11 protein-coding genes are annotated in these 12,378 nt (G+C 59.7%); 3 read left to right on the top strand and 8 right to left on the bottom strand.

Annotation, left to right across the window (positions count from 1 at the left end):
* Positions 1-21: 21 nt before the first annotated feature.
* From ABIT76_06935 to ABIT76_06925, 3 genes are read left to right on the top strand one after another with little or no spacing between them, the layout of a single operon-like run.
* Positions 22-354, top strand: coding sequence for a YkgJ family cysteine cluster protein (locus tag ABIT76_06935; protein MEO7932875.1), 333 nt, complete (start codon positions 22-24; stop codon positions 352-354).
* 47 nt (positions 355-401) lie between these two features.
* Positions 402-1,670: a PQQ-dependent sugar dehydrogenase gene (locus tag ABIT76_06930; GenBank protein MEO7932874.1), complete on the top strand. Its 1,269-nt coding sequence runs from the start codon at positions 402-404 to the stop codon at positions 1,668-1,670.
* Positions 1,667-2,086, top strand: a complete 420-nt coding sequence (locus ABIT76_06925; protein MEO7932873.1) for a cytochrome c — start codon at positions 1,667-1,669, stop codon at positions 2,084-2,086. Before ABIT76_06930 ends, ABIT76_06925 begins: the two co-directional genes overlap by 4 nt.
* Positions 2,087-2,089: 3 nt before the next feature.
* On the opposite strand, the gene ABIT76_06920 is transcribed toward ABIT76_06925, so the two are convergent.
* From ABIT76_06920 to mnmE, 8 genes are all read right to left on the bottom strand, one after another.
* The gene (locus ABIT76_06920) at positions 2,090-2,851 is read right to left on the bottom strand and encodes a prepilin-type N-terminal cleavage/methylation domain-containing protein (GenBank protein MEO7932872.1); all 762 of its coding nucleotides are present in this window, start codon (positions 2,849-2,851) and stop codon (positions 2,090-2,092) included.
* Positions 2,838-4,187 (bottom strand): aspartate aminotransferase family protein, encoded by a 1,350-nt coding sequence (locus tag ABIT76_06915; protein MEO7932871.1) that lies wholly within the window; start codon positions 4,185-4,187, stop codon positions 2,838-2,840. Before ABIT76_06915 ends, ABIT76_06920 begins: the two co-directional genes overlap by 14 nt.
* Positions 4,188-4,308: 121 nt before the next feature.
* Entirely contained in the window at positions 4,309-6,879 is a 2,571-nt protein-coding gene (locus ABIT76_06910) for a DEAD/DEAH box helicase (GenBank protein MEO7932870.1), read from the bottom strand.
* Positions 6,880-6,885: 6 nt separating this feature from the next.
* On the bottom strand, positions 6,886-8,124 hold the full coding sequence (locus tag ABIT76_06905) for a glycosyltransferase (protein ID MEO7932869.1): 1,239 nt from the start codon (positions 8,122-8,124) through the stop codon (positions 6,886-6,888).
* Positions 8,125-8,157: 33 nt separating this feature from the next.
* Positions 8,158-8,937 (bottom strand): indole-3-glycerol phosphate synthase TrpC, encoded by a 780-nt coding sequence (gene trpC, locus ABIT76_06900; GenBank protein ID MEO7932868.1) that lies wholly within the window; start codon positions 8,935-8,937, stop codon positions 8,158-8,160.
* 59 nt (positions 8,938-8,996) lie between these two features.
* Entirely contained in the window at positions 8,997-9,980 is a 984-nt protein-coding gene (locus ABIT76_06895; GenBank protein MEO7932867.1) for an aldo/keto reductase, read from the bottom strand.
* 53 nt (positions 9,981-10,033) lie between these two features.
* Positions 10,034-11,065 carry a quinone-dependent dihydroorotate dehydrogenase gene (locus ABIT76_06890; protein MEO7932866.1) on the bottom strand — a complete coding sequence of 344 codons (1,032 nt, stop codon included), beginning with the start codon at positions 11,063-11,065 and terminating at the stop codon, positions 10,034-10,036.
* Positions 11,062-12,375, bottom strand: coding sequence for a tRNA uridine-5-carboxymethylaminomethyl(34) synthesis GTPase MnmE (mnmE, locus tag ABIT76_06885; protein MEO7932865.1), 1,314 nt, complete (start codon positions 12,373-12,375; stop codon positions 11,062-11,064). Before mnmE ends, ABIT76_06890 begins: the two co-directional genes overlap by 4 nt.
* Positions 12,376-12,378 lie beyond the last annotated feature (3 nt).

Here is a 12,378-nt window from a genome sequence, read left to right as displayed (position 1 = left end):
CGAGTTAGGGCACGATGCAGCGTGTCCTCCGTTTACTATCAATGCCAGCGCTGCACGAACTGCTGCAAATGGCCCGGCCAGGTGAAGCTCACGGACGCCGACATCACGCGGATCGCCGAATATCTTGGCCAGGATGAGCGGAGTTTCATCGATATGTGGACGCGCCTGCGCCCGGATCGTCAGGGCCTCGCGCTGCTCAACAAAGGCGATGGAAATGAGGGTGAATGCATCTTCCTCGATGGCCGCGATTGCCGGGTGCAGCCGGTAAAGCCCACGCAATGCGCCGGGTTTCCGAACACATGGAATTTTCCCGGTTGGCGCGAGGTCTGCGAGGCGATTCCAGTTCCAGTCTAATCACGCGGACTTGCCAGATGTGCGGCGGCTGCTAACCTCCGCGAACTATGCGAATCCTTCCCCTCGGAGTCCTGCTGCTGTCGTTGATGGCCAGCGTCTTTCCAGCCAGCGCCGCCAATCCCGCGCCCGATCCCGACAATGCCGAGCTGAAACTCCCGCCCGGCTTCCAGGCCCTCGTCGTGGCCGACAATCTGGGGCCGATTCGTTTCATGACGATCTCGCCCGCTGGCGACATCTATCTGCGGAAGAAAAAAGACGGCCTCGTCGTGCTGCACGATGCGGATGGCGATGGACGCGCCGAGTCGGTGCAGACCTTCGGCGATGGCGGCGGCACCGGCGTGGCGTTGCACAATGGCTATGTCTATTACTCCAGCGACGACGCGGTTTTCCGGCAGGCGCTGAAGCCCGGCGAACTCGTTCCCAGCGGCGAGAAAGAAACCATCGTCAAAGGCCTGCCCAACAAGGGCCAGCACAACGCCAAATCCTTCGCCTTCGACCCCGAGGGCAACCTCTTCGTCGAGGTCGGCTCGCCCTCGAATTCCTTTGGCACTCCCGATCGCGCCCTCGGTGCGAAGGGCGGCGATCCCACGGAATTTCTGAAAACCCACGGCGGCTGGTGGCGTTTCTCCGCCGACAAATTGAATCAGGAGCAAAAGGACGGCACCCACTTTTCCACCGGTCACCGCCACATGCTGGGCATCGCGTGGCATCCGGTGTCGAAGTCGTTTTTCGTGATGCAAATGGGCCGCGACCAGCTCAGCACCGTCGCCCCGCAATTCTACGACGCCGAAATGAGCGCCGAGCAGCCGTCGGAAGTGATGTATCGACTCAAGGAAGGCGGCAACTACGGCTGGCCGTTTGCCTATTATGACTGGCAGCAGAAATCCTACATGGCCGCTCCCGAGTACGGCGGCGATGGCAAGAAAAAGGCCGAGGGTGCGGACAAATACGAGCCGCCGCTGGTCGCCTTTCCCGGACACTGGGCGCCTCTGCAAACCGTCATCTACACCGGCACGCAATTCCCCGAGAAATATCGCAATGGCGCGTTCGTCGCCTTTCACGGCTCTTGGAATCGCGCGCCCAAACCGCAGCGCGGCTACAATGTGAGCTTCGTGCCGTTCGACGCCAAAGGCCTGCCACTCGGCAGTTACGAAATCTTCGCCGACGGATTTTCCGGCCTCGACGAGGTGCAATCGCCCGGCCAGGCGAAGCATCGTCCCTGCGGTCTCGCGATGGGTCCCGACGGCTCGCTCTATGTCGGCGACGACGCGCACGGACGCGTTTACCGGATCATTTATACCGGGGCGAAACCGTGAAATTTCCCATTCTCCTCGCGGTCGGCCTTTGTCTCGTCGGCTGCAAACCCGAGGAGCCAGCCAGCCATCCGACTCCAACTCCGGTGCCGATCATGAGTGGAGCCACATTGTATTCTAAAAACTGCGCCGTCTGCCACATGGAGGACGGCAGCGGAGTGCCCATGATGCAACCGCCGCTGGCCGACAGCCCGGTCGTTGCCGGCGATCCAGTCCGACTCATTCGCGTCCTCCTCGAAGGCCCGGCGCTAGTCCTCGATCCCGCGCGCGACAGCTACTCAAACACCATGCCGCCATTTGCCCAACTCACCGACGCCGAAGTCGCCGCCGTGCTCACGCACATTCGGAAAACTTACGGCCACGACGCTCCGGCGATCACTGTCGAAGCAGTCGCCGCCCAGCGCGCAAAGAAGTCTTAGATTTCAATCGGACTCGACTGAAAAAAGATACATCACGTTCTTGGTTGCGCCGTCCACTGGATCGGTCACGGAATGCGTCGGGGTGAGCGTTTCCAGTTTGCGCAGTTCGGCGTGACCATCACAAAAGAGGACGTTCGTTCCGTTGTGATGACGCTCGATAATTTTGTCCAACTGCCGCGGTGACGTGCTGGTAAGCGACGGATTCGCGCCCGCATTCGTCCAGGTAAATCCGAAGGAGCCGTTGCCTCCCCGATTGTTAGTATCGGTCACCCAGACCGTGTTCACCGGGTCCTCGAGTTGCAGTCGATTCACCTGATAGAGTGCAGATGAACGCGGCGGAGTCTGGCCATCGCCCGCAGCGGAATACGCGCCGTTCAACCCATAACTTCCGTAGTCGGTGCTCGTCTCACCGCTCTTCAGATTTTGCGAAGCGCGATACTTCGCACCAGTGTCCGACGGGCAGAGAAAAATCTTCTCGCTCGACGCATACGGATAGATCGCGTCCATCCATTTGTAAGTCGTGCTGTTGTTAGTCGCCAGAGTCGTGCTGCCATAGGCGGAGTTCGAGAGAATGTTATTGTTGTCGTTCGCATACAAGGTGAGTCCGATCCCGATCTGACGCAGATTCGCCTGGCACTTGGCCGCCTGCGCCGTGGCCTGGCTGCTCGACATCACAGGTAAAATAATTCCCGCGAGCACGGCGATGATGCCGATGACAACTAACAATTCGATCAGGGTAAAGGCGTCAATGTTAGACGCTTTCATCGAAGTAAGTTTGCAGGCGAGTTTGAGTGTAATGAATCTCATCATCGGACAGCGCGAACGGCGGCGTAAAGGAAAGGACATTCCCCGTCTTCCCGCCGCCGAGCAGGATCAAACCATCGCGCAGACCGCGGGTGATGATTTGCCCCATCAGCGCCGGATCGGGAGTTCCATCGTTATCGAGAATTTCGAGTCCTAACATCAGCCCAATGCCGCGCACGCGACCGCACCTCGGATGTGCGATGGCGGCGAGCGCGCGCCAGAGTTTCTCGCCCGTTGAGCGGACTTGCATCGCAATGTTAGGAGCAACCTGCAAACGCAGCGATTCCAGCGCCATGCGGCAGCCGAGCGGGTTGCCCAGAAACGTGCTCGTGTGCAACGCCTCTCCCGCCGACTCGGGCCAGGCATCCATCACGGCGGTGCGCCCGACACAGGCCGAAAGCGGGAAGCCTGAGGTGAGACCTTTGCCGAGACAGATCAAGTCCGGTTTCGCCGTCGAATGATCGCAGGCAAAAAGCTCCCCGGTGCGGTTGAAGCCGGTGTAAATCTCGTCTAAAACCAGCAGCACGCCATGCCGGTCGCAGAGCGTTCTTAGCAACGGCAAAAACTCGCGCGGCGGCACAATGTCCCCGGCGCGGCCCTGACACGGCTCGACCAATATGCAGCCGATTTCCTCATTGGTTAGAAGCCGCTCGATCTGGGCCGCAATGGCCGCCATTGGAGTTCCATCGCACTCTGGAAAGGGCGCGTCGGGCGATGTCATCGCCCCGCTTTCCGGGAAAGGAACCAGATGCGCGAAATCTCCCAACTGACGCCGAAAGGGATCGCGAAAAAACGGCAGCCCGCCCGCCTCCAATGCACCGTAACCCAGCCCGTGATACGCGCCCTCGAAGGCGATCACTCCGCGTTTTCCCGTCGCGATAAAGGCCGTCTTCAACGCCGCCTCGACAGCCTCCGAACCCGAATTGGCGAGAATGGTTTTTCCATTGCCCAAGCCCCAGCGTTCAAACGTCACCCGACTCAGTTCCTCGCAAAGCCGCACTTTCAATTCCGTGGGATGCACGTCGCCCATCGCGTGGTAGAGCTGCCCGGCCTGCTCACGCATCGCGGCGACGATCTCCGGCTGACCGTAGCCCAGCCCGGCCACGGCAAACCCCGAGGTGAGATCGAGGTGCCGGTTGCCATCCACGTCCCAGACATTCGTCCCCGCGGCGCGCTCCCAGAAGACAGGAAATTCGTCGCTCACATAGGTCACATTGCGACTCTCCGATTTCCGCAGACGCGCCGCCAGCGCCACCGAGCGCGGCCCGGGAATGGAAGTCGTGATCTCGGGCAGCATGGCACCCTCAATAAAGACGTTTTCGCGCAGCCTGTCGAGTCAGCTAGAGAGGGTTGACTCTCCATAGGTGGCGCGCAGCCTCCAGTTTCTCCATCTCGCGTTCAAGCGATTGTTTGTCATGTTATAGACCCGCTGCCGCCTGGTCTCCATACATCTCGTTGAAGAGGCGTTCGATGGCGATGTTGGGGTCTTCCATGAGCATGCTTTCCTTGATTTTGCTAACGTAGATGCCGAAGGCGAATGGGCTGATTTTGGGCGTTTCCACGAGGCGCCATTCGTAGTCCTGCACCTCCTCCAGAAAGGCAAATGCGGCGGGGGCGTCGAGGAAGACTTGCTCGGCCTGGCGATAGGTTTCGGCGAGCAGTGGATGATCCGGCTCGTGTTCTTGCAGGACGCGGAAAAGAATTTCGCTGCTCCAGCGCAGTTGTTTGAGTCGGCGCTCCTGTCCGGGATGATTGCGCGGAACCATCAGCCCGGTTTGCGCGACGCCGCGGAACTGCCATTTCACTAGCTCGGAATCTTTTAGGGCCTCCTGTAACTCCACCTCGGCGTTGGCGCGGGTGAAAAGCGAGTGCCATTGCTCAATGGTTAGTTCCTGGAAACGCAGCATGGTTAGAAGGAATCCGTAGTCGTCGATGGTGACAAGCGCGTTGCCGCCGACGAGCTGGTTGACGCGTTTGACTAACAATCGCGAGAGGGCGTCGTTGGCGCTGCGTCCGATCAGCGAATGGAAGATGTAATGCGAGAGTTTCTCCTCGCGGTGGAGTTCGACTAACATCAGGCGCTCGACCGGGATGGCAGAGAAATGGCGTTGCGCCAGAAAGTGATTCACCACGGCCTGTGCGTTGGAGAGCGAGAGTTCGTAGCGTTCGACCAGCCAGTTGGCGGAGGAGGAAACCTGAGACTCGAAACTTGAAACCAGAGTGTTTTCAAGCTGGGAGTTGAGCTCCGTGCGGAGTCGTGTGACTTCCCGTGCAATGCCGGAGGTGAGGGGCATCTTGTTTTGATTCCAGCGCGGGACGGTGGGCAACTCGTGATCGGCGGCCTCGACCTTGGCCTCCTGAATGCCGGTTTCGATCAGGCGCACCATGCGGCCTCCTAACACGAAGATGTCGCCGAGACGCAGGTGTTTAATGAAATACTCATCGACGGTGCCGAGTCGTTTGCGTCCTAACATCACGCTGATACTCCCGTCGGCAGCGATGGTGCCGACGTTAACGAGGTATTCGCGCTCGGCTTTTTTGGTGTTCAACGCGTGCACCATTCCGTCGATCACGCGGATCTTGCCGAAGGTGTCCTCGTATTGTTTTTGCAGGGAACGTCCCCCGCCGGAAAGATAGATGAGAACGGATTCCATTTCTTCGTTAGTCAAATGGCGGTAAGGCCACGCGCGGCGCACGAGTGTTAGGAGGTCTTCGATGGAAATGGGAGCCGTCATGGCGATGCCGACGATGTGTTGCGCAAGAACGTCGTAGGAATTTTCCGGAATGCGCACGGGGTCGAGCCGGCGCTGTTTGACGAGATCGGAGGTGACGACGCATTCGACGAGATCGTTGATGTTAGTCGCCACGAGCACGCCGCGACTCACGTCGTGGATGCTGTGCCCGGAGCGTCCTATGCGTTGCAGCGTGCGCGAGATTCCCTTGGGAGTGGAAATCATGATCACGAGATCGATGGCGCCGATGTCGATGCCCATTTCCAGACTGGTCGAGCAAACCACGGCGCGCAGTTCGCCATTTTTCAGACGGTCCTCGACTTCCAATCGCATCTCGCGGTCGATGGAGGAATGGTGCGTTTCGATTTGATCCGCCAGCTCGGGGAGGGATTGTTTCAGGCGAATGCCCACGCTCTCCGCGCCGGATCTCGTGTTGGTAAAGATGAGCACGGAACGGCGGCTTCTAACCAATTCAGCGAGTTCCTTTTGCAGCCGGCCCGCAGTCCAGCCAGCGGGTGGATAGGGTTGCTTGCGGAGCGGTGAAAAGACTTCCACTTCGATGCGGCGCACGGCCTTCGCCTCGGCGATGAGACAGGGACGATCCATGCCGACGAGAAATTGCGCGACCAATTCCAGCGGTGCGACGGTGGCGGAAAGTCCGATGCGGCAGAGTGGCGTGCTAACCAAACGCTCCACGCGCTCCAGCGAGACGCTGAGATGGGTGCCGCGCTTGTTTTCAGCGATGGCGTGGACTTCGTCGATGATGACGTAGCGGCACGCCCGCAAAGCCTCGCGAAACCATTCGGCGCAGAGGAGAATCGCGAGGCTTTCCGGCGTGGTAAGAAGGATGTGCGGCGGCTTGCGGCGCTGCCTCGCGCGCTCGGTCGATCTGGTGTCGCCAGAGCGGAGTGCGACTCGAATGTCGTCTTCCAGTTCCATCTCGCGCAGCGGCTCGGTGAGGTTTTTCTGGATGTCGTAAGCCAGCGCGCGCAGCGGAGAAATGTAGATCGCGTGGATGCCTAGGTCGCGCTCCCTGGGCGGCAATGTTAGCAGCCGGTCGATGATGCCGAGAAATCCCGCGAGGGTTTTTCCGCTGCCAGTGGGCGAGGAGAGCAGGATGGATTTTCCCTCGTGAATCGCCGGGATGCAGAGCGTCTGCGCGTGGGTGAATTCGCCGTATTTCGCACGGAACCAATCGCCGACTTGTGGACTAAGAATGCCGTAAACATCGAGGCCGTCGGGGGCGGATGTTAACATAACGATCTAACTCCGATGGCGGCGGATGGCTTCGTCGTAATAATCTTCCAGCAAGCGCGCCTGCTTTTGCCGGTCGAAGTGCGTTCTCACTCGCTCGGAAGCCGCGATGCTGAGGTCTTGCAGCAACGTGCCGTCGCGTCCGACTGCGAGGAAAGCCTCGGTGAGCGCGGCGACATTTTTTTCCTCGACTAACAATCCACTCACGCCGTGCTCGACCGCCTCGGGAATGCCGCCGTGGCGCGTGGCGATGACGGGCATGCCGGTGACCATGGCTTCCAGCATCGCATTGGGCACGCCTTCCTGGTCGCCATTGAGTCCGGTCTGACTCGGATGAACGAAGACGTGACTGCGCTCGTAGAGTTCGTGCAGTGTTTTCTGCGGGAGAAACCCGGCGAAATGCACCTGAAACTGGACGCCCTGCTCGACGGCGAGCGCCTGGAGGCGTTTCTTCAACGGACCCTCGCCGGCAATGATGAACTCCGACTGCGGAAACTCGCGCGCGAAATTGGCAAACGCCTTGATGGCGACATCGAGCCCTTTTTTCTCGATGAGACGACTAGCTTGAACGAAACGAAAGTCGCCATCGACGGGCGTGGTTCTAACAATTGGCACGCTCATCGTAAGCGACACGCCGGTGCGATGGAGCCGGAGCTTTTCCGGAGGACAACCTAACTTCTCCAGCGCTCCCAGCAATGACTCGCTGCGAGCCACGACGAGGTCGGCGAGGGCGAACATTTCCTCGTAGTATCTGCGGACGACAGTGTCGGTGGCGTTCACAGTAGCATCGGCACCGTGAAAACTAACAATCACCGGAATCTGCCGCCGCCGCAGCAAGGGCAGGAGATAGATTCCCATGTTGCCGAAGTAGATGTGCAGCACTTGCGCGTTCATCTTGTTTAGCTCGCTGAGAACGCGCGAAGCCTCGTGGCCGTAGGCGGTGATCGGCACGCCGCGCACGCTGCGCGACCAGAAGCGGCGAAGCTGGTGCGTCCAGGGTTTTCCTAACAATCGCACATCGGGAAATGGGAAGGTGAGTTCGTTCTCACGGCGCTGGGTGAGAACGACCGGGCGATAGCGGCGCAGCGCGGTGATCTGCCGGTAAATGTGCTGCATTTCCGGCTTCAAAAACGTCACGCAATAAGAGGCGGCGACCGGGGCGTCGTTCTTAATGCTGCCCGGCACGAAACGCGGACCGCGCTGCACGCCGCCGGTGAAATCGCCGCTGTTGGGAGGGGTCTGGACCATTTGAACCTAACTTAAAATGCGCTTGGGCTCGGGTTAATCGAGATCGAGCAATCCGGCCACTGCCGCGTGAACATCGTCGGCGCGCATCAGCGTCTCGCCGACGAGCAAGCCATTCACGCCCGCCTCGAAGACGCGGCGCGCGTCGGCGTTGGTCTTGATGCCGCTCTCGCTGACGAGCGTGATGTGCTCGGGCACCTCCTCGCTGAGGCGTTCCGTGGTGGCGAGATCGATCTCGAACGTGCGGAGATTGCGGTTGTTGATGCCAATGAGAGTCGCCGGAGTGTCGAGGGCGCGCTCCATTTCCTCCTCGTCGTGGACCTCGACCAAAACGTCGAGTTGGCAGGTTTCAGCGACCTGGAGGAGATGCAAGAGATCGTCCTGTGTCAGCGCGGCGACGATCAAAAGAATCGCATCGGCTCCAGCCACCGCCGCCTCGTAAATCTGGACTTGGTGAATGATGAAATCCTTGCGCAAGACCGGAATGGAAGTCGCCTGCCGGATCTGCATGAGGTAGCGCAGATGACCTTGGAAATACGTCTCGTCGGTGAGCACGGAGAGCGCGTGGGCCCCGGCGCTTTCGTAGGCTTTGGCGATGAGGACGGGGTCGAAGTTTTCCGCGATGACGCCAACGGACGGGGACGCCTTTTTGACCTCGGCGATGAGGCTGAGCGCGTGTTCTCCTTGGTGAACGGCGGCCGCAAACGGACGGAAATCGTTTCGCGCCAGCGCAGCCGCGCGCAAATGCTCCTGACGGTGCAGGAGCTTGCGAACTTCTTCTTCTTTGGTGGCTAAAATCTGGCGGAGGCGGTCCATTCGGGGTCCGAAATTAAGCACCGTCCGCCGCAGTCACCAAGAAAAGAATGGAACTCCGCTCAGTACGGCCCGCGAATGTGCGCCGCCACTTTCTCCTCGTAGAAACGACTGAGCTTGTCGTGCAGCAGGCGGCCCAGCGGCGGGAGCGTGGAGCTGGTGGCGTTGGCGACGACTTGATCCGGACGGCTGGCTCCGGTGATGACCACCGACACGGCGTCAAAATCCAGAATCCAGCGCTGCGCCATCTGGGCCATCGTCATGCCTTCGGGCACAAGCGGCTTGATCTCCTCGGCAAGCTCGACCCCGAGTTCGTAGGGCAGACCGGCAAAGGTTTCCCCGACGTTGAAGGCGGCTCCGTCGCGGTTGTAGGAACGGTGATCCTTGGCGTCGAATTGCGTGTTGACGGTCATTTTTCCACTGAGCAAACCGCTGGCGAGAGGGAGCCGAATGATTAGCGCGACGCCTTTCGCTTTCGTTTTTTCAAAGAGCGTCGTGATCGGCTTCTGGCGGAAAATGTTGAAGATGATTTGCAGCGACGCGAGCCCGTCCTGCTCCAGGCAAACGAGAGCCTCATCCATGGATTCGACGCTGGCTCCGAATTGCCGGATTTTTCCCTCCGTCTGCAACGCCCGGAGAACGTCGAAAACGTCGCCCTTTTTCAGCTCCGCCGGAGGAATGCAATGCAACTGCGTGAGGTCGAGCGATTCGACTCCGAGCCGGCTCAGCGACGCCTCGGTCGCCGCGCGGATGTTGGCCTCGGTGTAGCCATCGGGATAGAGCGCGCTGGTGCGGCCCAGCTTCGTGGCGACGAAGATTTCCTCCTTCGTGTCCTTGAGAAATTTGCCGATCAGACTCTCACTCCGGCCGCCGCCATAGACATCGGCCGTGTCGAAAAAATTCACACCCGCTGCCACCGCCGTCGAGAGGATTTCCGAGGCGCTGTCGTCGTCCACCGCGCCCCAATCCGCGCCGCCGAGCTGCCAGCAGCCGAGGCCGATGTCCGAGGTGAGTCTGCCAGTGTGGTTAAAGGGACGCTGATTCATTCTGGTGAGATATACTAGTTTCCGGCTGCGGGTGGATTCAAAAAAAATGGCCGCTACCGAAGTCGGCTCACGATCTCTGGAACGAGCGCCGGCCCGCCGTAAATGTAGCCTGTGTAGAGTTGAATCAGACTCGCCCCGGCGTCGAGTTTGCGTTGTGCCGAGTCCGCGTCCGTGATGCCGCCGACGCCGATCACGGGCAGCTTCGTTTTCTCGCAGATAAACCGGATGATTTCCGTCGCACGTGCCTCCAGCGGAACGCCACTCAAACCTCCCGTTTGATCGCCCAATTCCAGCACCGACGTATGATCCAGCGTCGTATTCGTAGCAATAATTCCGGCCAGCCCGTGGTCCGTGGCGATCTCGATGATTTCCCCGATTTGGCCCCAACCCATGTCCGGCGCGATTTTTACCAGCACCGGTACGGGACGCATCAGTTGGCGGTTGCTCTTTTGAATGCCGCCGATCAGCTCATTCAACGCGTCGCGCTCCTGCAATTCGCGGAGGCCCGGCGTGTTCGGCGAGCTCACATTCAACGCCACGTAATCGGCAAACGGCGCGAGCCGGCCAAAAGAAAATTGGTAGTCGGCGAGCGCATGCTCCAGCGCGGTCACCTTCGATTTTCCGATGTTGATGCCGACCGGAAATTTCGGCCAGAGACCGGAGCGTTTCCAGCGGGCGAGCCGCTCGGCGACTTCGTTTGCGCCCTCGTTGTTGAAGCCCATACGATTGATCAGAGCCTGCTTCTGCGGGTAACGAAAAATGCGAGGGAGCGGATTCCCCGGCTGCCCCTGCGCGGTGATCGTGCCCAATTCGGCGAAGCCAAATCCGAGCGCCTCCCACGCGGGCAGGGCGACGGCATTTTTATCAAACCCGGCCGCGAGTCCGACGGGATTTGGGAAGTGCAGGCCGAAGAGTTCGACCGGCTTTTTTTCCGTGAGCAATTTGCTCAAAATCGTGAGCAAAGCCGGATGCCGCGAGAGCCGGGCAAGCGAACTCATGGCGGCGTGATGCGCCTTTTCGGCGTCGAGCGAGAAGAAGGCGGGCCGGACGATTTTTTCGTAGCCGAAGTGAAGGAGTGATCTCATTTTCCGATGCAAAAAGTGCTGAAGATTTCGCCGAGAATGTCGTCGCTCTCGACCTTGCCCATCACCTCGCCGATGGCGTCGAGCGCCGAGTGGAGTTCGATGGAAATCAGCTCGATGGCGAGGTTTTCGCGGAGGCCGGTCATCGCGGCGATGCAACCGGATTGGGCGCGTTGCAGGCAGTTTTTGTGGCGCGCATTAATCGCGGCGGAAGCGTTGTCGAGCTGTGCGCCGCCTCCAAAGACTTTCTGGAGAATGGCCGCCTCCAGATCGTCGAAGCCCGTTTCCTGGAGACAACTCACCAGCACCGCGTGATCCGTCCAGCTCGGATGCACGCCGAGGTCGGCTTTGTTGGCGACTAACAAGGTGTTTTTGCTAACATTCGAGTTAGATGGCAATGGCAGATTCGCCGCGTGGACTTCGATGATGAGATCCGCCTCGTCGTGCGCCTTCTGGCTGCGGGCGACGCCTTGTTTTTCGATTTCGTCGCTCGTGTCGCGAATGCCCGCTGTGTCCATCAGAATCAATCGGATGCCGCCGATGTTCACACTTTCCTCGATCACATCGCGAGTCGTGCCGGGTGTCGGACTAACAATCGCGCGGTCAAAGCCGGAGAGCGCGTTGAGCAGGGAGCTTTTGCCGACGTTCGGCTCGCCGTAGATGACGGTTCTAACACCCTCGCGAAGAATGCGTCCGCGGTCCGCCGTGGCGAGGAGTTTGGCGATTTCGGTGCTAACAGTTTCGATGCGAGTTAGAAACGATTGGCCGGTATCGGGATCGATGTCTTCGTCTGGAAAATCAATGTAAGCCTCCAGGTGCGCGAGGATTTGCAGAAGCGACGTGCGCAGGGCGTCCATTGCGTGTCCGAGGCGTCCGGCGAGTTGCTGCTGCGAGGCGCGCAGGGCGAGGTCGGTCTGGGCGTGGATCACATCCATCACTGCCTCGGCCTGGGTGAGATCCATTTTGCCATTGGAAAAGGCGCGGAAGGAAAACTCGCCCGGCTCGGCGAGGCGCGCGCCTTCTTCTAACAAAGCATCAAGAATTCGCCGTGTGACAAGCAATCCGCCGTGGCAGAAAATCTCCGCCATGTCCTCACCGGTGTAGCTGCGTGGCGCGTCGAACTTCGTGGCGAGCACGTCGTCTAACATGGTGCCGTCCTTCTCCAATCGACCGTGACTCAACTCACGCGCCTTAGCTAGTTTGCCGGAGAAGAGTCGAGTTAGAATCGAATGGCTTTGTGGTCCGCTCAGACGCAAAACCCCGATGGCGCCTTCGCCAAACGGAGAGGAAATGGCCGAGATCGTGTCGGTCATTAG

This window comes from Chthoniobacterales bacterium (genome assembly GCA_039930045.1).
In the GTDB taxonomy this organism is placed as follows: domain Bacteria; phylum Verrucomicrobiota; class Verrucomicrobiia; order Chthoniobacterales; family DASVRZ01; genus DASVRZ01.
This window is presented reverse-complemented; position numbering and strand designations above follow the sequence as displayed.